The organism is Streptomyces sp. NPDC088246 (assembly GCF_044741025.1).
Lineage (GTDB): Bacteria > Actinomycetota > Actinomycetes > Streptomycetales > Streptomycetaceae > Streptomyces.
In genome coordinates this window covers 19,600-35,437 of the sequence record NZ_JBIURV010000025.1, presented here as the reverse complement: position 1 = coordinate 35,437, position 15,838 = coordinate 19,600, and the positions used below count along the sequence as shown (strand labels likewise).

Annotated in this window: 14 protein-coding genes and 1 pseudogene; 7 read left to right on the top strand and 8 right to left on the bottom strand. The window is 69.6% G+C overall.

What is annotated here, in order from left to right; translation table 11 throughout:
* The first annotated feature begins 9 nt into the window (after positions 1 to 9).
* From ACIPEK_RS29980 to ACIPEK_RS29955, 6 genes and pseudogenes are all read left to right on the top strand, one after another.
* Positions 10 to 894 carry an aldo/keto reductase gene (locus ACIPEK_RS29980; protein ID WP_402002268.1) on the top strand — a complete coding sequence of 295 codons (885 nt, stop codon included), beginning with the start codon at positions 10 to 12 and terminating at the stop codon, positions 892 to 894.
* Between the two features lie 273 nt (positions 895 to 1,167).
* Positions 1,168 to 1,569: pseudogene (locus tag ACIPEK_RS29975) on the top strand (SAM-dependent methyltransferase); the annotation flags it as partial.
* 72 nt (positions 1,570 to 1,641) lie between these two features.
* Positions 1,642 to 2,046, top strand: coding sequence for a PLD nuclease N-terminal domain-containing protein (locus ACIPEK_RS29970; protein ID WP_114245120.1), 405 nt, complete (start codon positions 1,642 to 1,644; stop codon positions 2,044 to 2,046).
* A gap of 126 nt (positions 2,047 to 2,172) precedes the next feature.
* Positions 2,173 to 2,601, top strand: coding sequence for a nucleoside deaminase (locus tag ACIPEK_RS29965; RefSeq protein WP_402002482.1), 429 nt, complete (start codon positions 2,173 to 2,175; stop codon positions 2,599 to 2,601).
* A 115-nt stretch (positions 2,602 to 2,716) separates the two neighbouring features.
* On the top strand, positions 2,717 to 4,903 hold the full coding sequence (locus tag ACIPEK_RS29960) for a hypothetical protein (protein WP_402002265.1): 2,187 nt from the start codon (positions 2,717 to 2,719) through the stop codon (positions 4,901 to 4,903).
* Complete coding sequence (locus ACIPEK_RS29955) at positions 4,896 to 6,461, top strand: ABC transporter substrate-binding protein (RefSeq protein ID WP_402002262.1); 1,566 nt, start codon at positions 4,896 to 4,898, stop codon at positions 6,459 to 6,461. Before ACIPEK_RS29960 ends, ACIPEK_RS29955 begins: the two co-directional genes overlap by 8 nt.
* Before the next feature lie 7 nt (positions 6,462 to 6,468).
* On the opposite strand, the gene ACIPEK_RS29950 is transcribed toward ACIPEK_RS29955, so the two are convergent.
* From ACIPEK_RS29950 to hemL, 8 genes are all read right to left on the bottom strand, one after another.
* Complete coding sequence (locus ACIPEK_RS29950; RefSeq protein ID WP_402002259.1) at positions 6,469 to 6,996, bottom strand: SRPBCC domain-containing protein; 528 nt, start codon at positions 6,994 to 6,996, stop codon at positions 6,469 to 6,471.
* 55 nt (positions 6,997 to 7,051) lie between these two features.
* On the bottom strand, positions 7,052 to 8,137 hold the full coding sequence (ccsB, locus tag ACIPEK_RS29945; RefSeq protein ID WP_402002256.1) for a c-type cytochrome biogenesis protein CcsB: 1,086 nt from the start codon (positions 8,135 to 8,137) through the stop codon (positions 7,052 to 7,054).
* Entirely contained in the window at positions 8,134 to 9,909 is a 1,776-nt protein-coding gene (locus tag ACIPEK_RS29940) for a cytochrome c biogenesis protein ResB (RefSeq protein ID WP_402002253.1), read from the bottom strand. The genes ccsB and ACIPEK_RS29940 overlap by 4 nt, the downstream gene beginning before the upstream one ends.
* A gap of 5 nt (positions 9,910 to 9,914) precedes the next feature.
* Positions 9,915 to 10,679 (bottom strand): cytochrome c biogenesis CcdA family protein, encoded by a 765-nt coding sequence (locus tag ACIPEK_RS29935; protein ID WP_402002250.1) that lies wholly within the window; start codon positions 10,677 to 10,679, stop codon positions 9,915 to 9,917.
* Positions 10,680 to 10,683: 4 nt separating this feature from the next.
* Positions 10,684 to 11,295, bottom strand: a complete 612-nt coding sequence (locus tag ACIPEK_RS29930; RefSeq protein ID WP_402002247.1) for a TlpA family protein disulfide reductase — start codon at positions 11,293 to 11,295, stop codon at positions 10,684 to 10,686.
* A gap of 67 nt (positions 11,296 to 11,362) precedes the next feature.
* Positions 11,363 to 12,607 (bottom strand): hypothetical protein, encoded by a 1,245-nt coding sequence (locus ACIPEK_RS29925; RefSeq protein ID WP_402002244.1) that lies wholly within the window; start codon positions 12,605 to 12,607, stop codon positions 11,363 to 11,365.
* Positions 12,608 to 13,017: 410 nt separating this feature from the next.
* Positions 13,018 to 13,710 carry a histidine phosphatase family protein gene (locus tag ACIPEK_RS29920; protein WP_402002241.1) on the bottom strand — a complete coding sequence of 231 codons (693 nt, stop codon included), beginning with the start codon at positions 13,708 to 13,710 and terminating at the stop codon, positions 13,018 to 13,020.
* Positions 13,707 to 15,023, bottom strand: a complete 1,317-nt coding sequence (gene hemL, locus ACIPEK_RS29915) for a glutamate-1-semialdehyde 2,1-aminomutase (protein ID WP_383066951.1) — start codon at positions 15,021 to 15,023, stop codon at positions 13,707 to 13,709. Before hemL ends, ACIPEK_RS29920 begins: the two co-directional genes overlap by 4 nt.
* A gap of 129 nt (positions 15,024 to 15,152) precedes the next feature.
* Here hemL and ACIPEK_RS29910 point away from each other — a divergent pair, with 129 nt between their 5' ends.
* Entirely contained in the window at positions 15,153 to 15,743 is a 591-nt protein-coding gene (locus ACIPEK_RS29910) for a hypothetical protein (protein WP_383066949.1), read from the top strand.
* Positions 15,744 to 15,838: the final 95 nt, after the last annotated feature.

Here is a 15,838-nt window from a genome sequence, read left to right as displayed (position 1 = left end):
CGAACCGCCATGGAACACCGCACCATCGCAGACACCACCGTCAGCGCCGTCGGACTGGGCGCCATGCCGCTGTCCATCGAGGACCGCCCGGACGAGACGCGGGCCATCGCCACCGTCCACGCCGCCCTCGACGCCGGCGTCACGCTCATCGACACCGCCGACAGCTATCACTGGCACGCCGACGAGGTGGGCCACAACGAGCTCCTGGTCGCCCGCGCGCTGGCCAGCTACGGCGGCGACACCTCCGGCGTCCTGATCGCGACCAAGGGCGGCCGCGGACGGCCCGGAGACGGCAGCTGGACCGTCACCGCCGCCCCGGAACATCTCAAGCGCGCCGCCGAAGCCTCCGCCAGGCGACTGGGCGTCGAAGCGATCGGCCTGTACCAGCTGCACAAGCCGGACCCGGCAGTGCCCTGGGCGGAGTCCGTCGGCGCTCTGCGCGACCTGCTCGACGCCGGCACGATCCGCGCCGCCGGCATCTCGAACGTGACCATCAGCCAGATCCGACAGGCGCATCAGATCCTCGGCGACGGGCTCGTCTCGGTACAGAACCAGTACTCGCCCGCCGTCCGGGACAGCGAGCCCGAGCTGCAGCTGAGCACCGAGCTGGGCCTGGCGTTCCTGCCCTGGAGCCCCCTCGGCGGCATCTCCCGCAGTTCCCTCGACGGCCCCTCCGGCCCGACCTCCATCGGCACCGCTTTCCACCGCATCGCGGCCGAACACGGCGTCAGCCCGCAGCAGATCGCCTTGGCGTGGCTGCTGAGCCGCTCCCCCGCGGTGATCCCGTTGCCGGGAGCCAGCCGCCCCGCCTCCATCACTGACTCGGCCCGGGCCGCGGAACTCACACTGAGCCCGGGGGAGCTGACGCAGCTTGACCACACGCTTCCGGGCTGATGCAGCTCCAGGCGTCGATGCTGAGCTCCTCGGCCGAGGACGGCCGCTCCCACCAGTCGACTCGGCCACCACCCGACGGCGGGGCGGGTTGCGCCAGTGCTCACGAGGACGAGTCCTTGTCCGGTCGAGCTGGGCTTGCGTGCCCGTCACCTTCATGTCACGTTGCCGACGGCGCCCCCAAGCCTCCAGGGGTGCGTCACCGCCTCGGTATTCACGGCCCGTGAACATCTTCGGGCTCCGCGCCCCACCCCGCCGGCCTGCCCTGCTTAAGCCGTCCGGCCCGGCGGCCTCGTCGCCGCGGCGGGCATCAACCGGTACGCCTCGCTGTTCGAGCACACCGCCTTTGCCCACCTCGACCGCCCGGCCCTCCAGGACGGCATCGGCCGCATCCTGGCCACCGGTTCGCACGACGGGAAGAAGGGATTCACCGAAGCGCACTTCCACACCGGTCCCGAGCTGGAGGCGGAAATGTGCGAGGCCGGCTTCACCGACACCCGGGTATACGGCGTCGAGGGCCCCGCCTGGGCGCTGCTGAAAGCGACCGAGCAGCATACCGGTGAGTCACTCACCGGATCACGGATGTTCACCTCCGCGCTGGCCGCGGCCCGCATGGCGGAGCCGTACCCCGACCTGCTCGCCGCCAGTTCCCACCTGCTCGCCGTGGGCCGTAATTGACACCGGCTACTCTGGGCCCGTCACCGGGGCGGGACAAGCCCCGCCAACTCTCCGCAGGGGGACCTTTCCACCATGTTCCGGGCCCTGATCTATCTCCTGCCTCTGGCGCTGACGATCTACGCGTTCATCGACTGCCTGAACACCCCCGAGGACGAGGCCAAACACCTGCCGAAGATCGCCTGGGTCTTCATCATCCTGCTGTTCTGGATCGTCGGCCCGATCGTCTGGCTGGCCGCGGGCAAGATGCGCCAGGTGCCCGCCGGGGGCCGTACGCCGTCGGAATGGCACCGCAATCACCGCTCGCAGTGGGTGGCGCCGGACGACAATCCGGAGTTCCTGAAGGCGCTGAAGGAAGAGAACAAGAAGGACGAGTCGCTCCTCAAGGACTGGGAGGCGGATCTGCGCCGCCGTGAGGAGGAGCTCAAGCGTCGCGAGAGCGGGGCGGGGCCGGAGGAGTCGGCGCCACCCGCTTCGTAATCGCGAAGGGCCGGCCGGCCCTTGTCGGCGGCCCGTACATGTCGTTGGACACGCTGCGGCCGTCGTGGGTGCCGGGAATCGACTGTCCGCACGGTGGAGAGTGGGCGCGTGAACGACTACCGCGCCATGCTCGCCACCGCCCTCGCCGAGGCCCGCGCCGGGCTCGCCGAGGGCGGCATTCCCATCGGTGCCGCGCTCTACGGGCCGGACGGCAGCCTCCTCGGCCGCGGCCACAACCGCCGTGTCCAGGACGGCGATCCGGCCATGCACGCGGAGACGGCGGCTTTCCGAGCGGCCGGACGGCAGCGCTCGTACCGGGGCACGACGATGGTGACGACGCTCTCCCCGTGCTGGTACTGCTCCGGCCTCGTGCGGCAGTTCGGGATCTCGCGGGTGGTGATCGGCGAGGCGGAGACCTATCCCGGCGGGCAGGACTGGCTGGCCCGGCACGGGGTGGAGATCGTGCTGCTCGACGATGCCGAATGCGTCGCACTCATGCGGGACTTCGTACGGGACCATCCCGACGTGTGGAACGAGGACATCGGCGTTGACTGATTTACCGCCCCGCGTCCCCGATCGTTCGAAAAACTTCACCTTGCTCCAACACCCTGCCGATATCCTCGTGTTGACGGTGTGACAGATCGGGTGGGACATCGGCGCTGGGGGTCCTGTGGAGAGAGAGCTGTACGGGCGCGAGGCGATCTTCGGCAACGACGGACTTGCGGCGCGTCTGACAGGTCTCACTCCGTACGGCTCCGCCCGGGTCGCCTACGAGCACCGTGACGATCCGCCGGTCGCCGTGCTGACCGGCGGCCGCGGCATGGGAAAGACGGCCGCGCTCAAGCAACTGCGCCATCTGTACCGGGAGATCACCCCGGTGGCCCTGGTCGACTGCGAGACCGTCGTGCCGCCCGCGGACCCGGGCCCCGGCTGGACTCCGGTCACCGGGGCGCTGCCGGAGCTCGCCACCCAGCTGACGGCGAAGGTGCATGCCGCGAGGCCGGTGCAGTTTCCCCGGCTGAGCCTCGGGCTCGTGGCGGTCGCCTCGATCTCCTGGACGCGGGAGGACGAGACGCGGGCGCAGCGGGATCTGCAGTCGCTCGGACCGGTGCTGGCGACGGTCGACACCCGTGGGGACGCGGCGACGGGCTGGGTCACCAAGGTGCTGACGAAGCTGGCCGCGAGTGCCTTCGACTCGGTGGTCCCACTGGCCGGGATGGTCGCCGAGGCCACGATCGAGACGGTGCTGGAGGAGACGTTCAGCCGGTTCCAGCGGCGTTCGGCGGACTGGTACGGGAGTTATCCGCACGCGGGCGGCAACGGCAGGATCGGGCTGCGGCAGCTGGCGGTCGACTTCGAGCGCGGCGGCGATCTGCGCCGCCGGGCCGAGGATCATCTGGTGCTCGCGCTGGTCGCGGATCTGGTGCGGGCGTACGGGGGTCTGGCGCGGGGTGCCCGCCGGGGCCGTCCTGTGCTGCTGCTGGACAACGCGCACACGTTGCTGGGCCGGCAGCTGGTGGAGCCGGTGCTGCGGCAGCGGGCCTCCGGGGTGCGCGATCAGATCGCCCTGTTCGCCTCCTCGCGCGCCCGTGACCACGAGGGGCTGAGCCATGCGGTGCGCCGGCGGCTGCCCGAGGTGGCGCACGGCTCGCACTGGGCCCGCGGTTCGGAGGTGACGTCCGGGATTCTGGCCGTGGAGCTCACCGCGCTGGGCCCGGCGCACGTGCAGGCGGCGTTCGACCGGCACGATCCGGTGGGCCGTACCCCGGCCGGGCTGGCACGTGGGGTGCACCGGCTGACGGGTGGGCGCCCGCTGGGTGTGGCGCTGTTGGCGCAGGCGGCGGGCGAGGCGCTGGTGCCGGGGACGCCGCGGCCGGGATCGTCGCAGCCGGGCAGCACATCGCAGCCGGGCTCGCTGGTGCCGGGGGCGCTGCTGGACCGCACGGTGGAGCTGCGTGAGGACCGGGCGCCGGTGCGGGTCGCGGACGAGCTGTTGGCTCAGCTGCTGCCTGGGCAGCAGCTCGACGTACTGAGTGTGCTGGCCGCCGCGCACGGGGAGGACTCGGCGCGGCTGCTGGCCACGGCCCGGCTGCGCGGCCGGTCGCTGGACGGCGATGTGGCGCTGCAGGTGCGGGACGTGCTGCGGGCCCAGGACTGGCCGGTCGGCCCCGAGTACTTCGTCGCCGATCCGCTGCTGCGTGCGCTGCTGCTGCACCGGCTGCGGTTCCAGGACGACGACCATCCGTACTACGCGGTGTGGCGTGCGGTGCACGAGACGCTGCGCACGGCGTACGCGCCCGGGGGCCGCTGCCCGAGCGTCCCGCACCGGCTGCACCAGGAACTGGTGCTGGGCAGGACGAGGGACTGCGTGACGCATCTGCGGGAGCGGTTCACCGACGGGGATGTCACCGCCTGGCTCGGCTCGTTGCGGTTCATCGCCTCGGCCCCGTATCCGCGTCCGCCCGGTTACGCCGGCCCCGATCCGCGGCGGGCGGTCGCGCTCGGCCGCGAGGCGGCCGGTTCGCTGCCGGACGGGGAGACGGGGCTCGCGGGGCTCGGCGAGCGGGCCGTGGAGCTCCAGTTGCAGCTGCGCCGGCTGCTGCACGCCGTATGGCTGCTGTCCGATCCACTGGCTCTGCCGGACGAAGAGGTGATCGACAAGATGGCGCACGAACTGCGACAACTGTCCGGCAGGCATCCGACGGGCAACAGCGTGCTGTGGGACGCGGCGACGCACTGGCCGCAGGACATCAGGGCCTGGCGGCCGCTGTCCATGCCGCCGGGGTCGCCGGACACGGGCGGACCGGGCACGGGCGGCAGCGGGCAGAGGCGGGGGGACGGTGGCTCGGATGCGTAATCCACTGCGCTATCGCGTCTGGTACACGGCAAGGCAGAAAGTGGTCACCACGGTGGTGGTCGGCGCCCTGGTCGTCACGTCCGGCTGGTACGGCATCGGCCGGCTCACCGCCCCCGAGGACCGCTCCTGCGCGAAGGGTGTCGAGCGGCCGCAGGGCAGCGACGAGTGCATAGGTGTCTCCGGCGACGGCTACGACTTCGGGCGGCCGAAGCTGACCGAGGTCGCCGCGGCCATCGCCCGGGAGAACGACACCCTGAAGCCCGGCCGGTACGCGACGGTCGCGCTGCTGCTGCCGCTGACGTCGACGGACGAAGCCATGCAGACCAAGATGCAGCGCGAGCTGCAGGGCGCGTTCGCCGAGCAGTACCGGGCCAACCATCTGTCGAACGAGCAGGTGCCGGGGATCCGGCTGGTTCTCGCCAACACGGGGAAGAACAACCTGCTGTGGCAGCCGACGGTGGACCGGCTGAAGAAGATGACCGGGGCCCCGGACCATCTGCGGGCCGTGTCTGGGGTCGCCACCAGCAGTACGCAGGTCAGGTCGGCGGTCAAGGAGCTGACCGCCGCGCACATCGCGGTCGTCGGTACCACGATCACCGCCGACGACATCGCCAACGGCCCGGGCGGCGACCCGTTCCCCGGTCTGGCGCGGGTGTCGCCGACGAACCGGGACGAGGCGCGGGCGCTGGCGCACTTCGGGAAGGTGAAGGCGGACAAGGCGCTGCTGGTGCAGGACACCCGCACCGGGGACCACTACACGGACACGCTGCGGGCGGCGTTCACCTCGCTGGTGAAGGGCACACAGTACGAGCCGCAGCTGTTCACCTCGCGCAAGGACCCCAACGACGAGGGCACCACGGCCAACACGTTCCAGCAGATCACGCATCTCATCTGTGACACGGACGCGGATACGGTGTTCTTCGCCGGACGCCACACCCAGCTGCGGCAGTTCATCAACGCGCTCGGGGCCCGCGGCTGCCAGAGCCGCCCGTTCACGATCCTGACCGGCGACGAGGGCTCGTACCTCGGCAGCGACAAGAAGCTCGACCGGGGCGCGCTGCGCCGCAAGGTGACGGTCCGCTACGCCTCGCTGGCGCACCCGGACGCCTGGGCGGTGGCGAAGGAGAAGGGCGGGGCGGCGACGGGCGGTTCCCCGGCGGACTACCGCAGCTTCCTGGACCTGCTGGCCACGGTGGCGAAGAAGCCCGTGGGACCGATCGGTCCGACCGGTCACCAGGAGCTGACCGACGGCCAGGTCATCATCGCGCACGACGCGATGTCGCTGGCGGTGCACGGCATCCGGCAGGCGACGCCGGACGGCAAGCAGCTTCCGCAGCCCGCGGACGTGGGTGAGCAGTGGCCGCGGGTGAAGGGTTCGCTGCGGGTGTCGGGGGCCAGTGGCTGGATCTGCCTGGACAACCACGGGAACCCGTACAACAAGGCGGTGCCGGTGGTGGAGCTGGCACCTGAGGACGCCCGTCAGCGGTTCGTGGCGATCGCCTGGCCCGAGCGCACGCCGCCGGACCCGAAGTGCCTGCCGCCGTCCTCGGCACCGTGACGCCGCGTCACCGCTCGGCCGCCGCGTACTCCTCGCGCAGCCCCGCCCACCGGACCGGGGTCCACTTCGACCAGTCGGCGGGATATCCGTCGAGCGCGTCGACGAGGTAGCGGAAGTGGTCGTGCCAGCCGGCGAGGCAGTCCAGGCGCAGCTCGTCGTCGCCCCGGAACTCGTTGGTGAAGCGCAGCAGCACATGGTCGCCGCGCGGTGGCTCCAGGTGGAAGCGGATGCGGCCGTGGAGTCCTTCGAGGGTGTATTCGGCGACCCGCTCGATGTCCCAGGCGGTGACGGTGCCGGAGGCGACCGTGGCATGCCCGTCCGGGTCGGTGTTCAGCCAGCGCAGCGTGACGGCCCCGCCGATGCGCGGTTCGAACGGGTCGGCGGCGGCGAGCCAGCCGGGCAGCCCCTCGGAACTGGCAACGGCTGCCCACACCCGTGGGACGGGGTGGGGCAGCCGTAGCGTGAACCGCAGCATGTGCTGGTCACCATGGGTTTCGCTGGTGCCACGCTCGATGACGGGGATCGCATCGGTCATGGTTCCAGCGTGGCCCGGTGGTGCGGGATCCGCACCCGTACGGGGTGGGGGCCGGTCAGACGCCTGCGTAGGAGTGCTTGCCGGTGACGAAGATGTTCACGCCGTAGTAGTTGAAGAGCCAGCAGCCGAAGGCGACCAGTGCCAGGTAGGCGGCCTTGCGGCCCTTCCAGCCTGCGGTGGCGCGGGCGTGCAGGTAGCAGGCGTACGCGACCCAGGTGATGAAGGACCAGACCTCCTTGGGGTCCCAGCCCCAGTAGCGGCCCCATGCGTCGCCCGCCCAGATGGCGCCCGCGATGATCGTGAACGTCCACAGCGGGAAGACCGCGGCGTTGATGCGGTACGAGAACTTGTCGAGCGTCGAGGCGGCGGGCAGCCGGGAGAGCACGGACCGGGCGAACGAACCGGGCTGCCCGCCGCCCGCGAGCTTGCTCTCGTAGCTGTCGCGGAAGAGGTAGAGCAGCGTGGCGACCGCACCGATGTAGAAGACGGCACCGCAGATGATGGCGGTGGAGACGTGGATCCACAGCCAGTACGAGTGCAGTGCGGGCACCAGCTGGTCGCTGGACGTGTAGAGCACCGTGGTCGCGATGCCGAGGTCCAGCAGGACGGTGGTGACCAGGAGCAGCCCCATCCAGCGGACGTTCTTCTTCAGCGCGAGGAGGCTCAGGTACGCGGCGACCGCCACCGTGGAGAAGGTGATGGAGAACTCGTACATGTTGCCCCAGGGGGCACGCTGCACGGACAGCGCGCGGGCGAGGACACCGCCGGCCTGGACGAGGAAGGCGAGCACGGTCATGGAGACCGCCATGCGTCCGTACAGGTCGCCCTTGAACGTGCCGCCGGCCGCGCCGGGCCCGTCCGGGACGTCGCGGGTACCGGCCGCGGAGCGCGTGATGATCTTCGGGCGGTCGAGTACGGCGGTGCCGCCGCCCTTCTGCGCGACCTGCACCTTCACCGTGGCGGCGGCCGCCCCCTCGGTACCGGTCAGCGCGGCGGCGGTGCGGCCGACCTTGCTGCGGCTGCCGAACACCCATTCCGCGATGTGCGCGAAGAAGGCCAGGGTGTAGACGGCCATCGACGAATAGATCAGCACATTGCTGGTGTGCGCCAGGTTCTCGTTGGTTGCGGCGGCGAGATTCACTTCTCAGCCCCTTCGGCAGGTTCTACGGGGGATTCTTCGACGGAGCCGGAATCTGATCCGGGGTCGGTGTCGGAGCCGGGCGCGGTGGGCGCGACGGCATTGAGCGTGACCGCGAGATCGGCCAGCTCCTCGGGAAGCTTCGCGGACTCGCTGCGGCCGAGACCCGCCATTTCGACGACGGTGACGCCGTCCGCACCGCGCACGGCCCGCACCCAGATGCGGCGCCGCTGGATGAACAGCGAGCCTGCGAGCCCGGCGATCGCGGCGATGGCGCCGGTGAGCGCCCAGCCGCTGGCGGGCTGCTCGGAGATCTGGAAGCTGGCCCACTCCTCGACGCCCTCGAAGGTGATCGAACCGGCGCCGTCGGGCAGCTTCATCGTGTCGCCGACCGCCAGGCGCTGCTTGAGCAGGTTGCCCTTGCTGTCCTTGAACTCCTTCATCTTGGACTTGTCCAGCTGGTACACGTTCTGCGCCAGTCCGGAGTCGGGCCCGAGGTAGCCGTGGTAGCCGTTGAGGGCGAGCCGCGGATTGTCGGCGGCGGGGAACTGGGAGAACATCGTGCCCTGGTTGTCGCCCGCGAAGGTCGGCACGAAGAACGCCTGGAAGCCCAGCTGGGTCTTCTTGCCGTTCTTGTCGCGGTAGCCGTCGAACACCTTGATCGCACCGGTCGAGGTGACGTTGTTGTCGATGGGCAGCAGCGGCACGGCGGCCTTGTAGACCTCCTTGCCCCTGCCGTCCTTGACGGAGACGACGGGCGCGTAGCCGTGCGCGTTCAGATAGACCTTGGTGCCGTCGACGACCAGCGGCTCGTTGACCCTGATGACGGTCTTCTGCGGCTTGCCGTAGGCACCCTTCTCGTACGTCACATGGGCCTCGTAGGTCCGGGGCGTACCGATCTGGGGGCCGCTGCGCTCGTACGTGCCGATGAACTTGTCGAGCGTGAAGCTGAACGGGGCGAGCGAGTCGGTGTCGAACAGCGAACCCGACTTGAAGTCGTCGTACTGGGTGAGTGTGTTGGAGAAGCCGTCGCCCTCGACGATCAGCTTGGCACCCTCGGACTTGAAGAGCTGCCCGAAGGCGAACGCCACCAGCATCACGATCAGCGCGATGTGGAAGATCAGGTTCCCGGCCTCGCGCAGATAGCCCTTCTCGGCGGCGACCGCGTCCCCCGCGATGTGCGCGCGGTAGCGGCGCCTGCGCATCATGGCTAGCGCGGCCTCGCGGACGTGCTCGGGCTCGGCCTCGGTGCGCCAGGTGGTGTACGCGGGCAGCCGGGTCAGGCGCCTCGGGGCACCCGGCGGGCGGCTGCGCAGCTGGCCGATGAACTGGCCGGTGCGCGGGACGATGCAGCCGATGAGCGAGATGAACAGCAGGATGTAGATCGCGGAGAACCACACCGAGCTGTAGACGTCGAAGAACTGGAGCTTCTCGTAGATCGGCGTGACGGTGGTGTGGGCGTCCTTGAAGGTCTGCACCTTCAGTTCGTCGACGCTGTTCTGCGGGATCAGCGAGCCGGGGATGGCGCCGAGCGACAGCAGGAAGAGCAGGATCAGCGCGACCCGCATCGAGGTGAGCTGCCGCCAGAACCAGCGGACCCAGCCGATGACGCCCATGGCCGGCAGATCGGCCGCGCTCTCCTCGCGCGGGGCGGTGGAGAGCTGGGAGCCGGCCGCACCGAGTTCGCGGGCGTTCTCCCGGTCCTGCTCGTCCCGGATCTCCCGCTCGTCCCGGTGCTCGCGCTCCGGGGCCGGGTTGGACTTGGTGTCGCTCATGGAACTCAGATCCCCACAGTGAAGCCGTTGGACCAGCCCTGCAATTCCTGCATCATGGTGTCCCAGACGCCGGTCAGCAGGAGCAGCCCGGTCGCGATCATCATGACGCCGCCGATCCGCATGACCCATGCGTAGTGGCGCTTGACCCAGCCGAAGGCGCCGAGCGCCTTGCGGAAGGCGACCGCCGCGAGCACGAAGGGCAGACCGAGCCCGAGGCAGTACGCGACGGTCAGTATCGCCCCGCGTCCGGCGGTGCCCTGCTGCACGGCGAGGATGCTCACCGAGCTGAGCGTCGGGCCGAGGCACGGGGTCCAGCCGATCCCGAAGAGGGCGCCCAGCAGTGGTGCGCCCGCCAGCCCGGTCACCGGCCTCTTGTGGATACGGAATTCGCGCTGCGTCATCCACGGCATGAGGCCCATGAAGAAGATCCCCATCAGGATCATCAGCACACCGAGGACCTTGGCGAGCGTCTGGCTGTGCTCCTGGAGGGTGTCGCCGAAGAAGCCGAAGAGCGCGCCGCCGGAGACGAACACGGCGGTGAAGCCGAGCACGAAGAGCGAGGCGCCCGCGACCATGCGCCCCCGCTTGGCCTGCGCCAGGTCCGTGCCGCTGACCCCGGTGACGTAACTGAGGTAACCGGGGACGAGCGGCAGGACGCACGGCGAGAAGAACGAGACGAGCCCGGCGAGTACGGCGACGGGCAGGGCGACGATCAGCGCCCCGTTCACGATGGTCAGGTTCTCGCCCTGGACCGCGGCAAGGGTGTGCACGGAATCACTTCTCCGCGATCAGCGGGTCGATCATCTTGTGCAGCTTGTCGGCGTCGAGCGCGGCCAGCGAACGGGCGGCGATCTTCCCGTCCCGGTCCAGCACCACGGTCGACGGAATGGCCTGCGGACGCAGCGTGCCCTTGGGGAAGCGGAGCATGAGCTTGCCGGTCGGGTCGTAAAGGCTCGGGTAGGGGATCCCGTAGTCCTTCTCGAAGCTCAGCGCGGGGCCCTTCTTGGGGTCGCGCGTGTTGATCCCGACGAACTGGACGCCCTTGTCCTTCGTCTCCTTCGCCACCCTCGAGAAGTACTGGGCCTCCAGACGGCAGGGCCCGCACCACGAGCCCCACATGTTCAGCACGACGACCTTGCCCTTGTAGTCGGCGACGTCGAGCTGCTTGCCTTCGAGGGTCTCGCCGTCGAGCTTCGGGGCGGCCTTGCGGTCGCCCTTGGCCACGGTGGAGATTCCGCCACTGCCCGTGACGAAGTTCGTGTTGCCACCGCCACCCGCCTTGTTGTCGTCGCCACCGCACGCCGTCAGCGTGAGTGCGAGTGCGACGACCGCTGCGGGGGCGGCGAGCAGGGTGAAGCGGCGTCGAGGTGCCCGGCCATAGCTCATGTGAAAAGTTTCGCATGACGGTTCCGGCGATCTCGGGCACCCCCCTCGGTGCCCGTAAAGCCCGTTGTCAGGCCTGTTTAAAGAAGGCGTTCCAGCCGCCTTCGGGCGACTGTCCGACTCCCAGCGTACGGAGCTTGTCGAGCACGGCCGGGGTCTGGACGTCGAGCCAGTCGACGAACTGCTTGAAGGAGACGAGCCGCACATCCGGCTTCCCCGCGATTTTCTTGAGCGCTTCCTCGACCGCGTCCATATAGATGCCGCCGTTCCACTCCTCGAAATGGTTTCCGATGTAGAAGGGCGCGCGATTCGTCGTGTACGCACGGTCGAAACCGGCGAGATACGACTGGGCGGCCTGCTTGCGCCAGCCCGGATAACGCGAAGGCATGCCCTTGGTCGAATTCACCGACTGGTTGGCGAGGATGTTGTAGTCCATCGAAAGGACTTCGAAGGAGTGCCCCGGGAACGGCATGCCCTGCAGCGGCAGATCCCACACGCCCTGACGCTTCTGGGGCCACACCTGGGTGCCACCGGGCGAGCTGGCGTCGTAGCGCCAGCCGAGCTTGCGTGCCGTGGGCAGCAGATTGTCCTGGCCGAGCAGGCAGGGAGTGCGTCCGCCGACCAGTTCCTTGCGGTAGTCGAAAGGCAGCGGATCGAGGTCGCTCCAGCCGGTGTTGGTGCGCCATTCGGTGACGAAGGAGACCGCCTGATCGATTTCGCTCTGCCACTGGGAGGCCGACCAGTTCGCGACCGATCCGGAACCGCCGCAGAAATGCCCGTTGAAGTGGGTGCCTATCTCATGCCCGTCGAACCAGGCCTGACGGACGCACTTCAGCGTCTCCTTGATGTGGTCATCGGTGAGATAACCGATGTCGGAAGCACCGATCGGGTTGTTGGGCGGCCGGTACTTGGACTTCTTCGACTCGGGCAGCAGATAGAGGCCGGAGAGGAAGAAGGTCATCGACGCTTCGTGATCCTTGGCGAGTTCCAGAAAGCGCGGGAAGAGCCCGTTGCCGACCTCGCCCGCCCCGTCCCAGGAAAAGATCACGAACTGCGGTGGCGTCTGCCCGGGTTCGAGCGGAACCGGCGCGGAAGGCTGATGCGGCTGCTTCCCGGTGTCCGCGGTGGAACCGTCCCCTATCTCGCGGACGTCCTTCTTCGCAGGTCCGGTCCCCCGGGTGTGCCCGTCGGCACCCTTCTCCCCCGCAGCAGCGCCCGGCAGGCCCGTGTCGGAGGAACCGCACCCCGTCAGACCGATGGCGGCCGTGGCCCCAAGCCCGGCTCCGAGCAGACCCCTTCGGCTGATGTCGCGCATGCGTTCCCCATCTGCGGTCGTTTTGCCTCAAGTCCATACAAACTGACAAAGGCTTAGATGAGGGAAGCGGTAGAAGGGTTCCGCCGATTAGCATATTTTTCTGTGCGCGACCAGACCTCGACTTTGGTCGAACGCATGACCGAGCGAGCCGGACGCGGCGGGAGCAGGGCTCAACCGCCGGCGGAGTGATCAATCGCTGAAGGGGACTCAGTCCCCGGTCCCGAGGCGGCAGCAGAATCGCCTGCCTCGGGACGGCGGCAAAAAATCGCCGGACGGGCGGAAAATCAAGCCCGTCCGGCGATTGAGGACAGAACGGCAACCGGACGACCGGGAAGGTCGGCAGGCAGGGGCCCGGGGCTGGGGCTCGGGTGCACTCCACCCCACCCCACGCCCCGCCGGCCCCGGGCCGGCTACGCGCCGAACGCCTTCGACTTCCCCTTCACCGGCTTCGCGCCGGCCCGCAGATGCGCCGGCACCAGATCCCGCGCCGGCTCCGTGTACCCGACCGACACGATCTTGTCGCCCTGGTACGTGAAGCTGGTCAACGACGCGAGCGTGCACTGCCGCTTGCGCGGGTCGTGCCACAGCCGCCGCCGCTCCACGAAGCTGCGCACGATCCAGATCGGCAGCTGATGGCTGACGCACACCGCCTCGTGCCCGCGCGCCGCGTCACGCGCGGCGTCCAGGGCGCCCATCATCCGTACGACCTGCTCGATGTACGGCTCGCCCCACGACGGCCGGAACGGATTCGTCAGGTGCTTCCAGTTGTCCGGCTTGCGCAGCGCCCCGTCGCCGACCCCGAAGGTCTTGCCCTCGAAGACGTTGGCGGCCTCGATGAGCCGCTCGTCGGTGGCCAGGCCGAGGCCGTGCGTCTTGGCGATCGGTGTGGCCGTCTCCTGGGCGCGCTCCAGCGGGGAGGCGACGACATGAGTGATGTCGCGGCCTTCCAGGTGCTCGGCGACCCGGTCGGCCATCTGCCGGCCGAGTTCGGAGAGGTGGTAGCCGGGGCGGCGCCCGTAGAGCACGCCCTCCGGGTTGTGCACCTCGCCGTGCCGCATCAGATGGACGACGGTGATGTCCTTGCGGCTTCCGTTCTCGCTCATGCGGTTGCCTCCGATGCGGCGCGGGCAGCGGCGGGCAGGGCGGCGGCGATGCGCTCGACGGCCTGCGTGTCGTGGGCGGTGGAGACGAACCAGGACTCGAAGGCGGACGGCGGCAGGTAGACGCCCTGCGACAGCAACGAGTGGAAGAAGGCGGTGAAGCGGAAAGCTTCCTGCTGCTTCGCGTCCTCGTAGTTCCGCACCGGCCGGTCGGTGAAGAAGACGGAGAACATGTTGCTCGCCGCCTGCACGGTGTGTGCCACGCCTTCCTTGGCGAGCGCCTCGCCGACCAGGCCGCGGATCTCCGCGGAGACGGCGTCCACCTTCGCGTACGCGGCGTCGTCGAGCAGCCGCAGCTGGGCGAGACCGGCGGCGGTGGCGACCGGGTTACCGGAGAGGGTGCCCGCCTGGTAGACGGGACCGGCCGGGGCGAGGTGCGCCATCACGTCCGCACGGCCGCCGAAGGCCGCTGCCGGGAAGCCGCCGCCCATGACCTTGCCGAAGGTCATCAGGTCGGGCCGTACCCCGTCGATGCCGAACCAGCCGGCCTTCGAGGTACGGAATCCGGTCATGACCTCGTCGGAGATGTAGAGCGCGCCGTTGGCGGCGCAGATCTCCTTGAGCCCGGCGTTGAAACCGTCCAGCGGCGGGACGACGCCCATGTTGCCCGGCGACGCCTCGGTGATCACACAGGCGATCTCGCCGGGCTGCGCGGCGAACGCCTCCCGCACGGCGTCCAGGTCGTTGTACGGCAGCACGATCGTGTCGCCGGCCTGCGCACCGGTGACCCCCGGGGTGTCCGGAAGGCCGAAGGTCGCGACCCCGGACCCGGCGGCGGCGAGCAGTGCGTCGACGTGGCCGTGGTAGCAGCCGGCGAACTTCACCACCTTGGCCCGGCCGGTGAACCCGCGGGCGAGACGGATCGCGGACATGGTCGCCTCGGTGCCGGACGACACCAGTCGCACCTGCTCCACGGGCTCGATCCGGGCCACGATCTCCTCGGCGAGCGCGACCTCGCCCTCACCGGGCGTACCGAACGAGGTGCCGCGGGCGACAGCCTCCTGGACTGCGGCGATGACCTCGGGGTGGGAGTGGCCGAGGATCATCGGCCCCCACGAGCACACGAGGTCGACATACTCACGGCCGTCGGCGTCGGTGAGGTACGGACCGGTACCGGACACCATGAAGCGGGGCGTACCGCCCACGGCCCGGAAGGCACGGACGGGAGAGTTCACGCCGCCGGGCGTCACGAGGGACGCGCGGTCGAAAAGCGTCTGCGAAACTGGGGCGTCATAGGGAAAGCTCACACAAGCCATGGTGTCAGAGCCACGGACGGTCTTGCGGACAGGTGTTTCACCGCACGCCCGTGGGGGAGGTCACTGAGACGATGATCGGGTTGCGCGGCGGGGGCTGTGTCTCCTAAGTAGTAGTCGGGTGGATGAGATATGCATCGCGGTGGCGGAGTGGGCGAAGGGACCGACGACCTGGGGCCCGAGCCTGCCCGGCGGGGTCGGCACCGGCGTGAGGCGGAACGCAGGCAGGGCATACAGGCCGGTGGTGCGCAGGGTGTCGGAGCCGGAAGCAGGAGTGGTGGCCGGGTGGGGGTGACCTACAAGTATTTCGGTGCCCCCGACGGGGCGACCGCGGCACGCGTGCCCATTTCGATGCGCCCCGAGGAGCTCGGCGGCGACGAACTGGGCATGGGCGGCATGTTCACCAAGATCAAGCCGGAGACGGTGTCGGCGATGGTCCTCACCGGCATCCAGGGCATACCCCTGCACAGGGTCCCACCGCTGGAACTGGTCGTACTGCACCCCGACTACGCGGTGGTCAAGCTCCCGATGACGGTCGTCGACCCGCTGCGCGGCGTCGGCGAGGAGACGGTGGGTGCCGCAGCCTTCATCTGGTCCACGGTCCCGGACCGCGGCGGCCCGCGCGACGCGTTCAACGTCTACCAACTGCTGCACGAGTGGCAGGATTTCAGCCATCGTCTGCATGACGCGGGGCATCAGGCGTACTGCCTGGTCTGGCCCTGACCTGGATTCTCATTCAGTACGGACGGCCCACCGGAGAGGTTGCCCGGGGGCCGTCCGGGAACGCCTGTCAGGCCGCGTCGCCGACGAACACTTCG

What these genes read in the sequence shown, in the direction of transcription:
- ACIPEK_RS29980 (WP_402002268.1), top strand. Translation starts at nt 10, where the DNA reads ATGGAACACCGCACCATCGCAGACACCACCGTCAGCGCCGTCGGACTG.
- ACIPEK_RS29970 (WP_114245120.1), top strand. Translation starts at nt 1,642, where the DNA reads ATGTTCCGGGCCCTGATCTATCTCCTGCCTCTGGCGCTGACGATCTAC.
- ACIPEK_RS29965 (WP_402002482.1), top strand. Translation starts at nt 2,173, where the DNA reads ATGCTCGCCACCGCCCTCGCCGAGGCCCGCGCCGGGCTCGCCGAGGGC.
- ACIPEK_RS29955 (WP_402002262.1), top strand. Translation starts at nt 4,896, where the DNA reads ATGCGTAATCCACTGCGCTATCGCGTCTGGTACACGGCAAGGCAGAAA.
- ACIPEK_RS29950 (WP_402002259.1), bottom strand. Translation starts at nt 6,996, where the DNA reads ATGACCGATGCGATCCCCGTCATCGAGCGTGGCACCAGCGAAACCCAT.
- ACIPEK_RS29940 (WP_402002253.1), bottom strand. Translation starts at nt 9,909, where the DNA reads ATGAGCGACACCAAGTCCAACCCGGCCCCGGAGCGCGAGCACCGGGAC.
- ACIPEK_RS29930 (WP_402002247.1), bottom strand. Translation starts at nt 11,295, where the DNA reads ATGAGCTATGGCCGGGCACCTCGACGCCGCTTCACCCTGCTCGCCGCC.
- ACIPEK_RS29925 (WP_402002244.1), bottom strand. Translation starts at nt 12,607, where the DNA reads ATGCGCGACATCAGCCGAAGGGGTCTGCTCGGAGCCGGGCTTGGGGCC.
- ACIPEK_RS29920 (WP_402002241.1), bottom strand. Translation starts at nt 13,710, where the DNA reads ATGAGCGAGAACGGAAGCCGCAAGGACATCACCGTCGTCCATCTGATG.
- hemL (WP_383066951.1), bottom strand. Translation starts at nt 15,023, where the DNA reads ATGGCTTGTGTGAGCTTTCCCTATGACGCCCCAGTTTCGCAGACGCTT.
- ACIPEK_RS29910 (WP_383066949.1), top strand. Translation starts at nt 15,153, where the DNA reads ATGCATCGCGGTGGCGGAGTGGGCGAAGGGACCGACGACCTGGGGCCC.